Origin of the sequence: Kordiimonas sediminis (genome assembly GCF_014656395.1) — a bacterium.
GTDB classification, from domain to species: Bacteria; Pseudomonadota; Alphaproteobacteria; order Sphingomonadales; family Kordiimonadaceae; genus Kordiimonas_A; species Kordiimonas_A sediminis.
In genome coordinates this window covers 1,354,675-1,370,696 of record NZ_BNCI01000001.1, presented here as the reverse complement: position 1 = coordinate 1,370,696, position 16,022 = coordinate 1,354,675, and the positions used below count along the sequence as shown (strand labels likewise).

Genomic DNA, 16,022 nt, shown 5'->3' with positions numbered 1-16,022 from the left:
GAAATCCATTGCTGCATGCGGACTGGGCTCCTGCCTTGTACCCACACGTGCTTTCGCATCTGACGACGACTATGACTTTTACTTCACCAGACTAAGCTACGAATCCGGCAACTGGGAAGTTGACGAGAGAGCACCGGCCAATATCCTCAACAGCCTGATAGAATATACAACAATCCGGGTAGACTTGCGCGAACGGGTAATCGCTCTTGAAGACCCTTTGATGCTGCGGTCGCCATTTTGCTACATGGCCGGACACAGGCTCGTGGAATTCAACAACGCGGAAGCCGAAAACTTCGAAACCTATGTCCGCAATGGCGGTTTCGTCTTTGTTGACGATTGCAATCACGATATTGACGGTCTGTTCGCACGTACTTTTGAAGAGCAAATGGCCAAAATATTTGGCCCAGATGCGCTGAAAAAAATACCGAACGACCATCCCCTATATTCGAGTTTTTTCAAGTTCGACGGCCCACCAACTACAGGGCTTGAACTGAATGGCTGGGGTGATGACCTGGTACATGATTACCTGAAAGCCATTGAGATAGATGGCAAAATCCGGGTGCTATACAGCAACAAGGATTATGGGTGCGAATGGGACTATGACTTTCGGAATAAACGGTGGCTTGCAAAAGACAACACGCGCTTCGCCGTTAATATCGTTATGTACGCCATGACGGGCTAACTATATTCACCAAAAAAAGAAATGAACGACAGCATGAACACACAGGACATCAAGGAAAGAATCAACCAGCTCGACAAAGTCGTTGATGAAGTTGGCAAAGTTATCGTCGGTCAACGTACCGTCGTTGAAGAACTACTCATCAGCATCTTGGCTGGTGGTCACTGTCTTCTGGAAGGGGTGCCGGGACTGGCCAAAACCCTGATGGTCAATACGCTGGCGAAAACCCTTGATCTCGGTTTCCACCGGGTACAGTTCACACCGGATTTGATGCCCAGTGATATTATCGGCACCGAAATCCTTGAAGAAGATCATGCCACTGGCAAACGTTTCTTCAAATTCCGAAAAGGTCCCGTGTTCACCAATATTCTGCTGGCGGATGAAATCAACCGGACGCCGCCCAAGACTCAGGCTGCCCTCCTCGAAGCGATGCAGGAACGGTCCATCAGCTATGGGGGCGAACAACACAAGCTGCCCAAACCTTTCTTTGTTCTGGCGACCCAAAACCCTGTTGAACAGTCCGGCACCTACCCCCTGCCGGAAGCGCAGCTCGACCGTTTCCTGATGTTTATTCAGGTCGGCTACCCGACAGAACAGGACGAAATTGAAATCCTGAACCGTACCACAGGATCATATAACCCGGACCTAAGCACCGTGCTGACAGGGGATGATATGATTGCCTTACAGGACCTGGTGCGGTCGGTTGAAGTGTCCGAGGATATTCTAAAATATGTGGCCCAAATTGTTCGGGCTACGCGCCCGGATGAAAGCCAGGTTCCCATGGTACGCGACTATGTACGCTGGGGTTCCGGGCCACGGGCGGGACAGGCCCTTGTCATGTGCGCGAAGGCAAAGGCACTCCTGTCTGGAAGGTTTGCAGTAACCCTTCCGGATATCCGATTTGTCGCTAAGGCTGTCCTGCGACACCGCATTCTTAGAAGTTTCATGGCCGAGGCAGAAGAGATCAGTATTGAAGATATTATTGATGATCTTTTCAAACATGTACCGGAACCCAAAAGCCAGCTAGAGGGCTAACCCTCCATGGAAAGGTTCCTTGACCCCAGAACACTATCCCGGATTAAGGATCTGCCCCTTGTTGCAAAAACAGTGGCAGACGGGTTTTTGCACGGGCTGCATGAAAGCCGGATGCGCGGTGTCGGGGTGGAATTTAGCCAGTACCGTCAATATGAAGAAGGCGACGATCTAAGCCGGATCGACTGGAAACTGTTTGCACGCTCGGACCGTTATTTTGTCAGGGAAGCCGAGCGCGAAAGCGAGATATCCGTCTGGTTTGTTGTTGATGCAAGCGCATCCATGGCGGTAGCCAGCGAAGACGCAGACGGTTGGACCAAACTGGACTATGCAAAACATCTGATAGCGACCATGGCATATATTGCTGGCCGTCAGGGCGATAGTATTGGTTTGATGGCTCTATACGATGATAGCGCGGCCATCACGCCCCTTGGCACCGGCGACCAGCACTGGTCAGCCCTTCTTCGGAAGCTCGTAACAGTAAAACCGGGGCAACGCTTCCCGGCAGAGGATGCCGCTAAACAGTATCTTCCCCTGCTACAACAACACGGTATGGTTTTCGTCCTCAGTGATTTCTATCAGGAAAAATCTGAAATCTATGACTTCGTGAACCGCCTGGCAGGTAAACATACCGAAGTCATCGCCATGAAGCTCAACTGTGATGATGAAGAAAATTTCCCTTTCACCGGCCCGGTCAGGTTTGAAGATGCAGAAACCGGCGAACAAATACTGGTGAATGCACGTGATGCGCAACAGATCTATAAAACTGCCCGGGACGCGCATACAGAAGAAGTCAGGCTAACGCTCCTGAAGCGAGCGATAGAGCTGACAACCATCAATATTGATGCCCCCATGGATCAGGCACTGTATGACTTTCTGCGAAACCGCAGTCGGGTGGTACGGTAGATGATCTATTCCTCTGGGACATTTACTTTCCTGAATGCTGTTGGCCTTGTGGGCCTGCTGACGCTTCTGATTCCCATACTGATCCATTTGTTTAATCGGAGCAAAGGGCGGCGTGTTGTATTAGGGTCAGTAGAATTTCTAAGAACAGCCGCAATGCAGCGCGTTACCGAGATCAGATTGAAGCAATATCTGCTGCTGGCGTTTCGACTGGGTATTTTTACGCTGGCTACTTTCATTTTGGCGGAGTTTGCAGGCAATATAGCCGGGGATGAAGACAGGGAAAGCGTGTTTGTCACCCCGATGTGGGCACAGTCCGCAACAGACACTGATTGGCAAACGCTTGAAGAAAATCACCCGGATGCTGTCGTCCACAGGATTGAAGGTGATGACACGGCTTGGGCACACATTCACCAAACCCTGACAGAGCGCGAACACAGCGGCACTATCCACATTTATGCCAGCGCGACAGCAGGTGAAATTGGGAGCAGCTGGCCAGAGTTCGCCCAGCCAGTGACGTGGCATTTTTCTAATACGTCCGCGAGTGCCATGGATTCTGAACAATCCTACAATATCTTACTTGTTTCGAATCCGGAACAGTTGTCCATTCTGAACAATCTGCAAACTGCGTTTGATCGTTTGAACCAGCACCGGGCAATTGACTATACAGTTACGGTGACAGCGCCCAACGCCCTTCAAAACCAAACCGGGACACTGTTCGACTGGTTGATCTGGCTACCAGAAACATCCGAGCTTCCTGATCTGTCAGGCTTTGGTATCCCCCCAAAAAAGGCACTCTTTTTTGCGCGAGGGTCAAGACCTACGGACGAAACGGTCACATTGCCCGACTATCCCTTTTCCCGTTTTCACATCTCGGAAATAGGCGACATCCAATCCGGGCATGCGGCATGGATCACCGGTTCTGGCACCCCTGCGCTGGTGACTTTCGTATCGAACGGGGCTATGTGGCATCAGGCTGGTTTCAACCTTGGCGCGGGCTCAAGTGACCTGCTGGCAAAACCAGAATTTCCGATCATATTACTGTCTTTATTGCAGGAAACAGAAGGAAAACTGGATAGGGCTTTAACCGATCCGGTCTATCGGGACACGGCGGCGTCCCCTGACGGGGCAGGATATAGCCATCCTTTGTCAGACCTGTCCGCTTGGCTGGTTCTTTTAATCGCCCTACTTTGGGTTGGTGAACGTATTCTGAGCGAAAGGCAATCCCGTGACAGATAGCCGCAGAACTCAGTCTGGCCAAAACGGTAGCCTACATGATCGCCTTACCCACTCGGTGCGGTATCTGAAGCGCAGAACTTTATTGTCTGCCCTGCTCCGCTTGCTTGCAGTTGCGGCTTTTGTGGTGATGGTAATGGCCTTTTTCAAAATGCCTATTGCGGTCAAAGTTGCTACGCCTTTGCTTGTTGTCGTCACGGGCCTTCTTTTGTTGCCGCGACACCGCGGATACAGGGAAATATCTGTCGCAACCTTCTTGTTGCACCTGAACCGCAAGATACCCGAACTGGAGGAAAGCGGTCAGCTCCTCTTGGCGGACAGAACGACACTCCCACCCTTAAAACAGCTACAATTCGACCGCGCAGAAGCAGCGTTTGAAAGGGCCGTTCAAGATCATTCTTTGTGGGTACCCCCTTTAAAAGCAAAGACGCCCATTGCCCTTACCCTTCTATTCTTGATGCTTGCAGTCGCACTCTACCAATATGACTGGCGGAAAACTGCCAGACAAAATATGTATGAACAAACGGCAGAAAATGTTCTGTTGCCAGCCTCGATTACGGAAGCGACTGTAACAGTAACGGCCCCGCCCTACACAAATCTTGCCCCCTCTGTTATGCAGGATTTGAACATAAAAACGGTTGAAGCCAGCCAGATTATGTGGCGTCTGAAATTTTCACGGATGGACGGGCGCTATATGCTTCATGCCAGTGACGGGGAACTGGTACCCTTCACCGCAGACACCGATGGATCCTTCCGCGCCGAGATGATCGCCGACAGTACCGGACTATACCGGATCATGCATTCAACCAGCGACGGAGAGGCGCAGGTTGGTGACTTTTACACGCTTCAGGTTTTCAAAGATCGCGCACCGGATATTGATATCCGCGAACCAGAGAAACGGGTGCTTGAGATACCCAAAAACGGGGACCCGTTTTTCCGGTCTATTGTGGAGGTACGGGATGATTTCGGGGTGGCTGGTGCACAGATCCTTGCGTCAGTGGCAAAGGGAACGGGGGAAGCTGTCAAATTCCGGGATGAAGTCTTCAGCTTTGACCAGCAGACTACGACAGAAAATGGGTATCAATACAGCAAGGATTGGGACCTTTTAGCCCTTGGGATGGAACCCGGGGATGAGGTGTATTTCAGCGTCGAAGCCTGGGACAATAAAACACCAACACCCAATCGCGGCAAGTCTTCAACCGTCATAGTGAAATGGTTGGATGATGTAGAAGTCCCTGTTGCTGCGGCGGGTATTGTTATCAATCTTGAACCGGAATATTTCAAAAGCCAGCGCCAGATTATCATCGAAACAGAACAGCTGATAGAAGATCAAAGCATTCTGGACGCACAGGAATTCAAAGATATTTCTTACGGCTTGGGGCAGGCACAAAGCGATCTGAAGCAGCGGTACGGCCAGTATCTGGGCGACGAATTTGGCGAAGGACCGGGGGACCAGCTAGCGGAGGCTGGCCGCGCCGACACGGGCGCAGATGATGACCATGAAGAGGGCCACGACCATGGCCATGAGGAAGCAGAAGTATCAGCCCCCGAGGTTGGCCATACCCATGAAGGGGCTGATCAGGCCACAAGCAGGAGCGGTGCGGCTGAAATGATTGCACGGTTTGGACATAATCACGGCGACTCTGATGTCGGCCCAATTGCCAAACGCGACCCCAAAACACTGATGAAAAAAGCGGTCAGCATAATGTGGCAGGCTGAACTGCATCTGATGTTGGCAGAACCGGAAAAAGCCCTGCCGTATGAATATGAAGCACTGAAGTTCCTGAAACTCGCCAAACAGGCTGACCGGATTTATGTTAAACGTCTGGGCTTTGAACCCCCGCCTGTATCAGAAGACCGGCGCCTGACCGGGGAGTTGGACGACATTGAAAGTTTCCGCCGCGACGAAGCAGCCACCCCTGAAAACGACCGTGATGAGGCTCTGTTGCTTGCGGGCTATAAACTGCTGTCGAACCCGGAAAGAGAGACAGCACTTCTTTCTGAACAGACACGGCAGACGCTTACTGACCTGAAGGACTATTTCCTGCAGGCTGCACAGGACAGACCGGCGCTGATTACCCATGTGGCAACACTTGAAAAACTGATCGCCACCCGCAGTCTGGCACTTGCCGATTGTGATGACTGTGTAACCGGCATCCAGCGCACCTTGTGGCACCTGCTGAAGGATCCGATTGCGCAGCCATCGGTCGGGCAACAATATTATCTACATGGTGATCAGATCATTTCTGACGGGGTAAGCACGTATGACTAACCTTTTCCCCTGGACACTTGAAACGGCCGGTACACTGACAGTAGTTACTGCAGCACTGCTTATAGTGGCGCTGATGCTAACACTCCCCAAAGTACGGCGCAGACTGGCAGGCAGTCCCGTGCGCCTTGTCGGCGTTACCCTCCTGAACCTTCTGGCAGCAGGTGCGTTATTCCTTCTAGGGCTGGACATTCGCACATCTGACCAGTCCCCACAAAATATCATTCTCCTGACAGACCCGTCTACCCCTGCCCCGGCACAGACGGGAAGCCAGGTTTTCACGCTGGTAGAAACCGGCACACAAAAAGACACGATAAGACTGCATGATATTGGCCAGCTTGCGCTGAAGGTACCCGCTATTGATACCTTGACGCTTGTTGGAAATGGCCTTGATGCACCCGAATTGAATACACTACCCCCTGTCCAAAATCTGGAATGGCAGCCGCCACAAATTTCCGGGTTTGCCGATATGCGCTGGCAGCGCTCCCTTACGGTTGGTGAGCCGCTTCAGATTTATGGCCGCTACATAACCGGCGGTGATACGGATAAAATCCTGCGTATCAAACTTCTGGACCCCGCGGGCGATGAAATTGGTACCGTCAACACCAAAAGCGACGCACCCTTTATCCTGTCTGCGGTACCGCGGGCAGAAGGCCATCTTGCATACCAACTTGTTGCTACTGAACGGGACGGCACCGTACTTCATACTGAAAATCTGTATCTGTTTGTCACGGCCGTAAACCCTGCCCGTATTCTTGTTGTTCAGTCGGCACCGTCCTATGAAACCCAGCACCTGAAAAACTGGGCCAAAGAGTTCGGCGCGAAAATGCTTATACAAAGCCAGATAAGCAAGGACCGCTTTCTAACGCAGACGGTGAATTTCCCAGACGCCCCAACCAACACTATTTTCACCAGCGATACCCTGCGTAACTTTGATTTGATGATTATCGATGGACGCTTTTATGCTGGCATGGACAGCGAACAACGAAACACCCTTGAAATGGCTGTTACCGGTGGGCTTGGTCTTTTCATATTGGCTGACCGCGAATTAATCGCGGCGGTTCAGGCGGGTGATATAAGGGTCGGCGCTGTTGCCATCGAGGGGCAGGACCCCGCACCCGAAACGGTTACTCCTGTCTGGCCGGGGATCACATCGGACATCCCTTTGCCCGTGTTGGCCGTTGCCCTGAAGGGGAATTCAGCCTCCCCGCTACTGCAAAGCACCGACGGCAAAGTCCTAAGCGTGTCGACCCCACAAGGCCTCGGCAAAATCGCAGTCAGCATTCTAAGGGAGCGTTATATCCTGGCGACAAGTGGTGAACGCTCGGCCTATGCAGCTTACTGGGCCCACATACTGCGCAGCCTTGGCCGCGCTGACGCTGCCGTCCGCATTGTGCCTGAACCCTCTGACCAGATAGCCCTAGTGGACCGTGCAAACCGTTTGTGCGCCCTGACCGCCGATTCGGGGATAAAGTTTCAGATACGCACAGTTCGTCAGGATACAGAGGAAACGGTACAGGCCAACCAGGATAGCTTGGGCGCACCCTTATGGTGCGCTGTCCACTATGCACGTGAAAGTGGGTGGCACAGGGTCACCGCAGAAACTGCTGACGGAGAGAAGGCCGAAAGTGCCTTTTACGTCTACGCCGCAAATGACTTCAGCGCGCAAGCACAGTACAGCAGGCAGCAAGCAACAAAACGCTATCAGGAACGGCTACTGAATGGGGGGCAACCGGAAACGTCCGCCTTCACGCAGCGAACTCCGATAGATAAAACCTGGCTGTGGATTTCTTTCATTATCCTTGCCAGCCTGTTGTGGATAGAGCGCAAAATCCCACTTAGAGCCCCTAAACCATAACCCGTGCGAACCGGGTTCAGTTCAACATACCGCCCGTCCAGCGCTGCGTGACGTGATGCGCATGCCTCGGCACCACCCATCAAGTCATTGCCAGCAGATGTGACTGAGGCAGGCTGTTTCACCGACTTTGCAGGTTTTTATTGTTCCCATTTTGGGTGGGATCGGGTTGTAAGAGCCGTCCAAGCGAAGCATGATAGTAGCGCTGCCGGTAGTAATAAGTCTACCGATTAGTAGCGTCATATATTTTGCGTAAATTCCATGCGGAACCCCACCGTTCAGTGAAGCTGATGGTATGCATATAAGAATACTATTTGAGACGGGAAATCGTGGTAGGGGCGGAGAGACTTGAACTCCCGACCAATCCGTTATGAGCGGACTGCTCTAACCAGCTGAGCTACGCCCCCATACCACGCCGGAGTTGTTAGCAAAAGCGAGCGCAGAAAAACAGCAAAAAATGCATGTGCCGTATAATTTAAGCCGCTTGCGCCAACGTTTTACTTACAGTGCGTCGATTTCATCTTTCAGGCGGTTGCTTTTATCGGTGAGTATGCGTTCCAGAACGCGCACCCGTTCTTCCAGATTTTGAATGCGCTCTGCCGTGCTGTCATCCATATCCGTCCGGGCTGATGCTTGCTGTTGTTTGGACTTGATCCAGTTATTAATGACCCCTGCGATCATAACAATCGCTACAATTATCGCGGCTGCTTCGAAAACATGCATTGCTTCTCTCTCTGTCGGTTTTTATAGTATCACCTATATATAAGCGCAGCGTACCAATTTTCAAAGAAGCAACAGCGTAATACGGCATCATTTACCTTCATATCTCTTACAACAGTTGAGTATAGAATGAATTCTCCCAAATCTCTTGAAGCTCTTTGCATATCTGATCAGGCTTCCCGCCTTGTTGATATATGGCATGAAGAACGTGTGCGTGAGAATGCCCTGTGTCCACAAAAAGCCAGTCTTTCCATGGTGAAGCTGAAAACTATTCTGCCCTACATTTACCTGAGCAAATGGGAAGGTACAGATGCCCTGGTACTGCAGATATCAGGTACCCAGCTTGATGCATGGCTAGGCAAGAATTTGGCCGGGATTGATCTGCTGTCGCTGTTTCAGGGCGATGAAATACAGAAGAATGTCGATTTTTATCAGTCCATCAGGACAAAACCATGCGCAGGTAAAGTAACCCGCAGGCGTGTTACACTAGAGACCAATCTGCAATTTGATTATACTACGATCCAACTGCCGCTGTTTAATGCAGAGGGACAGGTATCCCATATTATCGGGGTTGGACATCAGGCCATGGATGCGTATGATCAAACCAAACCTGTGTCCACCGATTTCAGCAAGACTGTCGCCAACTATCTTGAGCATATCGACATTGGTGCAGGTATCTAACAACTGCCACTGAGCGCAGCAGCCGTACCCAAATCATGAGGCTGGGCGTATCCAAAGCGACCACCCACGAAAATCAAGCGCCGTATCATACTGACCAAGTATATCCATGCCAATGATTACAGCGGCAGCACGGCCTGCCCCAAACGCCCTGAAAACTGGTAGTGGTGCCGCCATGATTTGCCCTGGCCGGAAAGTAACGTCGCCAAGCTTTATTGACCCGACGGGAACCGTTGTAGCAGTAATACCGCGGCCAGATGCCTCAACACGGGGCGTATCTGCGCCAGTGACAGTGCTATCATGCTTTTCCAAAAGCAGCGCAGCAGCAGGGTTCAAAACAGTTACCGAGGCCCCGGTATCCAAAATTGCTGGGATTGTTTCCCCGTCAATCTGCACATCAACCGCAATGGAGCCGTAGCCGACGGGCCTGCCCTGCACCGACTGCCAGCCATCCCCTGACAAGGCGGATAAATCGGGAGCCAACGTCACGGGCTGTCCCTTTTCCAGCAACAGTACCCGCCCCCTAAGGACATCAACACCCACCAATCCAAAAACACCATTTCTTTTTGGATCTGGCATAGCAACGGTATCCCGCAGGTCAAAGTCATAGCCAAATATTTGAACTACACCAACCTTGTAGAGCGACATTTCCTGCGTGCCCGTTGCGGTGATAACTGCGCGCGACTGCATCGGCAGTGCCTCTAGTCCAAGTTCAGTCGCCAGCGACCGGTATAAAACCGTTCGGCTGGCCCCCGTATCGACGATGAAGGGATAACCAACACCCCCTTGGCCAATACGGACAAGAGTTACAGGGCGGCCTTCACTTTGAACGGTTTCGCGGCTTGGGATGAACGGTGCAGACCCTGCATCATCTGTGGCGGCCGCATATTGACTGCCAGTCAAAAGCTGTACTGATACAATAACATAGAGCAAAACAGCAAAGGGCCGCACAACCGTGCAGCCCTTTTGACTTTTACTGTTCAAGAACACTCTACCGCACCCTATGTATCGAGGAAGCTCCGCAACTGGCGGGAGCGACTTGGATGTTTCAGCTTCCGAAGCGCTTTCGCTTCAATCTGACGAATACGTTCCCGTGTAACAGAGAACTGTTGACCCACTTCTTCCAAAGTATGGTCCGTATTCATACCAATACCAAAACGCATCCGCAAAACACGCTCTTCACGCGGTGTCAGTGACGCCAGAACCCGGGTTGTCGTCTCGCGCAGATTCGACTGGATCGCAGCATCCACCGGCAGGATCGCATTCTTGTCTTCAATGAAGTCTCCAAGATGGCTGTCTTCCTCGTCACCAACCGGTGTTTCAAGGGAGATCGGCTCCTTGGCGATCTTCATAACCTTGCGCACTTTTTCAAGTGGCATGGACAGACGTTCCGCAAGCTCTTCTGGTGTGGCTTCGCGGCCAATCTCGTGCAGCATCTGCCGGCCCGTACGAACCAGCTTGTTGATTGTTTCAATCATATGCACCGGAATACGAATAGTGCGCGCCTGGTCCGCAATAGACCGGGTGATAGCCTGCCGGATCCACCATGTTGCATATGTGGAGAATTTATAACCGCGACGATATTCAAACTTGTCCACCGCCTTCATCAGACCGATATTACCTTCCTGAATAAGATCAAGGAATTGCAAACCACGGTTCGTATATTTCTTGGCAATCGAGATCACCAGACGGAGGTTAGCCTCCACCATTTCTTTCTTTGCAATCCGGGCTTCTTTTTCACCCTTTTGCACTGTCCGGACAATTTTCCGGAACTCCGCAACCTTCAAACCCGTGCGGCTGACAACATCCCCGATCTGGGAGCGAATATGGCGGACGGCAGTTTCTTCATTATCAACAAATGCGGCCCAGCCTTTACCCTTCAATTTGCCAACACGCTCAAGCCAGCCTTCTTCAAGCTCGTTGCCTTCATACTCGTCGAGGAAAGCCGTGCGGCTGACTTTATGGGATTCTGCCAGACGTAACAAACGTCCAGACAAGCTCATCAAACGTTTGTTCAAACCATACAGTTCGTCGACCAGTTCTTCGATCCGCAGGTTATTAAACTTGACGGAACTCACCAGCTCGATCAATTCAGAACGAAGCTTTTTGAAGCGTCTTTCCTGCGGTGTGGATAATGCATCCCCGGCAACAACCGCAGTCATGCGAGCATCCTGCAGTTTGACGTATTTTTTGAATGTCGCAGCGATTAGACGGAATTTCTCGATAGTTTCAGGCTTCAGGTGCTCTTCCATCGCAGACAGCGACATGGTGTTATCGTCATCATCGTCGTCGTCATCATCCCTTGAACGACCGCCTTCACCGTCTTCACCTTCTGTGCTGTCTTCGTCACTTTTCTCTTTATCGTCATCGTCATCATCATCGTCGTCATCGCTACTAGCGCTCTCAGCAATAACATCGCCTGCGTTTTCGTCTTCCAGCTCTTCGGTATTGGGCTCTTTGCCGATCGTTGCCTCAAGATCAATAATGTCCCGCAGCAGCATTTCTTCGTTTTCAAGTCTGGTCGCCCATTCGATAATCGCCTGAAACGTCAACGGGCTCATGCAAAGCCCTTCGATCATGGTCGCACGGCCTGCTTCAATACGCTTTGCAATGGCGATTTCGCCTTCGCGTGACAGCAGTTCTACAGTGCCCATCTCACGCAGATACATGCGAACAGGGTCATCCGTACGGTCCCCGGCGTCTTTCTTGGTCTCAGACGCAACAAATTCGTCCTTCTTGCCCTCAGCCTCTTCCGGGTCTTCGTCACCGTCGGTAACATTAATGCCCATCTCGGAGAGCATGGTCATAATATCTTCAATTTTTTCAGATGACATTTCTTCGGTTGGCAAAGCCGCATTAAGTTCATCATATGAGATGTACCCACGCTCCTTCGCCTTGACGATCATCTTTTTGACAGCCGCCTCCGTAGCATCAGACATTGGGTCATTGCTGCCCTCTTCTGAGCGAGTGTCTTTTTGATCATCCTGAGTCTTGGTCGTTGCCATTAAAAAATTCTCCAGATTCGCGGCTTTGCGCTTACGAATCGCAGTCTATACCATAAATTTTGATGGGGTACCCCTTGATTCGGCCCCATTTTAACTTTTTCGATGACTTTTTACTGGTTTTAAGCCTCATGAACCTTATTTGATTCGATACCATACCCGTAAATAGTCGCTTCTTTTTCTTCCAATGCTCGAAACACTTGCTGGGCAGCAAAAAAACGTTCCTGATTTTCCTCGGTCATATCAGCAGCATATTCTGCTTCTGCCCTCAAATAGTCAGACCGCGCAGATGTTAAATGCCGATACCGTGCCATCGTATGAGCAAACCCCGTTTCCGCATCCCCCAGCGCCGCCTCTGGATAGGCGAACCAGTCTCCCTTCAGCGCCTTGTCCTGCATCAACTTACCGGCCACATGGGCAAGCCCGCTTTCGCTTATTTGGTGTTGAACATGCTCTCGGTCAAGGCTTATTTCGTCATCAATCATCTGAATGAGCAAATTTCTTATCTGCCCCAAGTCCTCATCCACCAGATTTAGCGCGGCAACCTCCTCTGTATATTTCAGCAGGATCGCAGGATGATTGATCAAGCACAGCAGTAATATACGTTCAATCATGATGGTGACCGGCTCCACTCCGCGAGATCGCCCCAGCATTGTTTTAGCCAACAGTCCGGTTGCCAATCCTTGCCCTTTGCGACCATGGCCAGAGCGTGGTGAATACTTTCCCTTTTCATGCCCCGCTGTCCATTTCTTCTGCGGTCTGAATAACTGATACAGGCGATCCCGAAACTCGCCCTGATAGAGCTTTTTGATATTCTCGTCCTGAATATCAGCAAGCTTGATAAAAATTGCCTTTTCAAGCCCGGCGCGGCGTTCCGGCGTATCGACTGCAACACCGTCCGTCAGCGACTGCCAAAGAACACTGACAAGCGGGTCGGCTGTATCAATCATGGTTTCTAGGACGGTTTTGCCTTCTTTACGAACCAGCGTGTCCGGGTCTTCACCTTCCGGCATAAACAGAAAGCGCAGAGATTTTCCTGGCTGGAGCATCGGCAGCGCCCTGTCCATCGCCCGTGTCGCAGCGCGTCGGCCCGCATTATCACCATCAAAGGATAATATTGGTTCATCTGCCATATGCCATAAATGGGCGATTTGCTCTTCGGTCAGGGCTGTTCCAAGGGGCGCCACACAGTAAGGAATACCTGCCTCTGCCAGTGCAATGACATCCATATATCCTTCAACGACCATCACCTGCCCGGTATCATAAGCAGCCTGACGGGCATTGGCCCAGTTATAAAGGGTAGCCCCTTTATGAAACAGGCTTGTTTCCGGACTGTTAAGATATTTCGCCTTCACGTCGGATGACAGGGCCCGCCCGCCAAATGCGATAATACGGCCCTGTCTGTCTGCAATCGGGAACATCAGGCGATCCCGAAACCGGTCATAACTCTCACCACCACTTTCGGGCTTGATCACCATGCCAGTTTCGATCAACTGATCCTCGGTCACCCCGCGCGCAAGCATGGCGTCTTTAAGGTGGGTTCGCCCCGCGCGTCCGCCCGGCGCATAGCCAAGCCGAAAAGATGTAATGGTGTCCGACCGCAAGCCTCGCCCACGCACATATGAAAGCGCACTCGCGCCGACAGCCCCCTGCAGCTGTGCTTCATACCATGTGGTCACCATTTCCATCACTTCTGAAAGGCTGGATCGTTTCTTGTCCCGTTCCACTTGTTCACGGGACGGCTTAGGTACTTCCATCCCGACTTCACCAGCAAGCTTTTCAATCGTTTCAGGGAAAGTCAGACCCTCGGTCCCCATGACAAAGTCGATAACACCGCCATGTGCCCCGCACCCGAAACAGTGATAAAAGCCCTTTTGATCATTAACGGTAAAAGAAGGCGTTTTCTCCCCGTGGAAGGGACAAAGTCCTGTATGCTCCCTGCCGCGACGCACAAGCTTGACCGTCCGTCCAACAACATCAGACAGCGTAAAACGGTGTTTAAGTTCATCCAGAAACTGTGGACTTAACGCCATAGGGTCTCCATAAGCCGCGCGGGAATCAGTGAATAGGAAGTTATTACCACGGCCAGCGCGTCACAGAAATGCAAAATAAAAGGGCGACCAAAGTCACCCTTTAAGTTCATATGAATGGTTTCTAACAGTTTATGCCAAAGCCAAAGACTTACGGCGACGTGTTGCAACACCAATCATACCAAAACCCAGGATCATCATCAGCCAGGTCGCAGGCTCAGGAACAGCGCTTGTAACACCTTCCCGGAAAGCAACTTCACCAATCGCGCACGACGCATAACTGCCCGGATCATCCTGCGGACAACGGTTCATATCAAACCGAATATACTGGGCATCAACAGATGTGAACGAAAAAACGTCCGCAGAATAGTCTGCAAGCGGATTATCTGTTGGAGTTATCCCGCTAGAGAGCGAGAAGAAATCAACATTGTTCACAGACCAGAATAGATCGAGTATTCCAATACCAGAAGATTCCTCGTTCCATAGTGCCACTGCATCGACAGATCGGACACTGCCAAAATCGTATGTGACACTAGCAGATGTAGTGCCCTGATTTCCGAACCATTCATTGCCGGCAAAGACAAATGAATGCATTGGATTGGTAGCCATATACACATCAAAATCAGTCACGCCGTCAATATAACCGGATAACAAACCAGACTGATTATAAGTGTCTGCAATAGACCCTGATCCAGGACCACCACTGTTTATTGTGGCACCCGAAGCCGAAAATATCACTGCTGCATGAGCTGACATGCTCATCGCAAATACTGTCATTAAAGTTACAAGTACTCTTCTCATAGCGTTACCCTCCTTAAGTGAACCCCTGAGGTTAGCCTGAACCTGATTAGGTCCGAAACAATACTAAAGTCATGTCAAATTTTCAACTTTCGTTAACAAATGGTTAACTAATTATGCCGGAAACGCCACCTTTAGTACATAAATACCACTTTAATATTACTTATGGATGCACTACCTTTTAAGGAATTTGATACTAATTTTTACGAATCGGATCAAAACTGATAGTTGAAAAGCTTCAAAACCATAAAAAAGGGCAGCAAAAAGCTACCCTGATCATGTTCTAAAAGTTTGCCAGTATCTGTGTTAACTAAGCATCGCCTTAATCATACCGCTGGCTTTGGCCATATCCATCTGGCCTGCATATTTTGTTTTTAAGACCCCCATACAGCGTCCAATATCCTTGAGCCCCTCAGCCCCAAGCTCCGAAACAACTGCCTCACACGCGGCTTTAATCTCATCATCTGTCATCTGAGTTGGCAAGAAGTCCTGAATAATTTCAATTTCCTCACGCTCCCGCTCAGCCAGCTCACAGCGTCCTGCTTCTTCATACGCCTGGATACTATCTTTCCGCTGTTTGACCATTTTAGCCAGTATATCGGTAATGATAGCATCATCATCACGATCTGAATCGTCCTGTGTCCGCAGCTCAATATCTTTTTCTTTTACTGCAGCCAGAATCAACCGGACTGTAGACAGTCGTCGTGAGTCTTTGGATCGCATGGCCTCTTTCATTGATTGTGTTAGATCATCACGCAACATGAGCGACCGCCCCCTTTTAGTTTTGTCTAACGAAATGGAAACGCGGATCATACCGCAT

13 protein-coding genes and 1 tRNA gene are annotated in these 16,022 nt (G+C 50.8%); 7 read left to right on the top strand and 7 right to left on the bottom strand.

Features of this window, described 5'->3' with window-relative positions; translation table 11 throughout:
• The first annotated feature begins 7 nt into the window (after nt 1–7).
• Genes IE181_RS06110 through IE181_RS06085 form a run of 6 tightly spaced genes read left to right on the top strand, consistent with a single transcriptional unit; the run spans nt 8 to nt 7,977 of the window.
• Nucleotides 8–682 (top strand): DUF4159 domain-containing protein, encoded by a 675-nt coding sequence (locus tag IE181_RS06110; RefSeq protein ID WP_373308359.1) that lies wholly within the window; start codon nt 8–10, stop codon nt 680–682.
• A 21-nt stretch (nt 683–703) separates the two neighbouring features.
• A complete protein-coding gene (locus tag IE181_RS06105; protein ID WP_229819175.1) occupies nt 704–1,714 on the top strand; it encodes an AAA family ATPase in 1,011 nt (336 codons plus the stop codon).
• Between the two features lie 6 nt (nt 1,715–1,720).
• On the top strand, nt 1,721–2,617 hold the full coding sequence (locus IE181_RS06100) for a DUF58 domain-containing protein (RefSeq protein ID WP_191250875.1): 897 nt from the start codon (nt 1,721–1,723) through the stop codon (nt 2,615–2,617).
• Nucleotides 2,618–3,853: a BatA domain-containing protein gene (locus IE181_RS06095; RefSeq protein ID WP_191250872.1), complete on the top strand. Its 1,236-nt coding sequence runs from the start codon at nt 2,618–2,620 to the stop codon at nt 3,851–3,853. It abuts the gene before it with no gap.
• Nucleotides 3,843–6,122, top strand: a complete 2,280-nt coding sequence (locus tag IE181_RS06090; RefSeq protein WP_191250870.1) for a hypothetical protein — start codon at nt 3,843–3,845, stop codon at nt 6,120–6,122. The genes IE181_RS06095 and IE181_RS06090 overlap by 11 nt, the downstream gene beginning before the upstream one ends.
• Nucleotides 6,115–7,977: a hypothetical protein gene (locus IE181_RS06085; RefSeq protein ID WP_191250868.1), complete on the top strand. Its 1,863-nt coding sequence runs from the start codon at nt 6,115–6,117 to the stop codon at nt 7,975–7,977. Before IE181_RS06090 ends, IE181_RS06085 begins: the two co-directional genes overlap by 8 nt.
• A gap of 327 nt (nt 7,978–8,304) precedes the next feature.
• On the opposite strand, the gene IE181_RS06080 is transcribed toward IE181_RS06085, so the two are convergent.
• Nucleotides 8,305–8,381: transfer RNA gene (locus IE181_RS06080), tRNA-Met, on the bottom strand.
• Nucleotides 8,382–8,475: 94 nt separating this feature from the next.
• Nucleotides 8,476–8,697, bottom strand: coding sequence for a hypothetical protein (locus IE181_RS06075; RefSeq protein WP_191250867.1), 222 nt, complete (start codon nt 8,695–8,697; stop codon nt 8,476–8,478).
• 126 nt (nt 8,698–8,823) lie between these two features.
• On the opposite strand from IE181_RS06075, the gene IE181_RS06070 reads away from it, so the two are divergent.
• The gene (locus tag IE181_RS06070) at nt 8,824–9,375 is read left to right on the top strand and encodes a PAS domain-containing protein (RefSeq protein ID WP_191250865.1); all 552 of its coding nucleotides are present in this window, start codon (nt 8,824–8,826) and stop codon (nt 9,373–9,375) included.
• A gap of 33 nt (nt 9,376–9,408) precedes the next feature.
• Here the strand turns inward: IE181_RS06070 and IE181_RS06065 are convergent, their stop codons facing one another.
• The 5 genes from IE181_RS06065 to IE181_RS06045 all read right to left on the bottom strand — a co-directional run bounded on the left by IE181_RS06065 (nt 9,409) and on the right by IE181_RS06045 (nt 15,964).
• Complete coding sequence (locus tag IE181_RS06065) at nt 9,409–10,356, bottom strand: retropepsin-like aspartic protease (RefSeq protein ID WP_191250863.1); 948 nt, start codon at nt 10,354–10,356, stop codon at nt 9,409–9,411.
• A 17-nt stretch (nt 10,357–10,373) separates the two neighbouring features.
• Entirely contained in the window at nt 10,374–12,377 is a 2,004-nt protein-coding gene (rpoD, locus tag IE181_RS06060; RefSeq protein WP_191250861.1) for an RNA polymerase sigma factor RpoD, read from the bottom strand.
• A gap of 119 nt (nt 12,378–12,496) precedes the next feature.
• Nucleotides 12,497–14,407 carry a DNA primase gene (dnaG, locus tag IE181_RS06055; protein ID WP_191250858.1) on the bottom strand — a complete coding sequence of 637 codons (1,911 nt, stop codon included), beginning with the start codon at nt 14,405–14,407 and terminating at the stop codon, nt 12,497–12,499.
• 129 nt (nt 14,408–14,536) lie between these two features.
• The gene (locus IE181_RS06050; protein WP_229819174.1) at nt 14,537–15,205 is read right to left on the bottom strand and encodes a PEPxxWA-CTERM sorting domain-containing protein; all 669 of its coding nucleotides are present in this window, start codon (nt 15,203–15,205) and stop codon (nt 14,537–14,539) included.
• A 303-nt stretch (nt 15,206–15,508) separates the two neighbouring features.
• On the bottom strand, nt 15,509–15,964 hold the full coding sequence (locus IE181_RS06045; RefSeq protein ID WP_191250856.1) for a GatB/YqeY domain-containing protein: 456 nt from the start codon (nt 15,962–15,964) through the stop codon (nt 15,509–15,511).
• Nucleotides 15,965–16,022 lie beyond the last annotated feature (58 nt).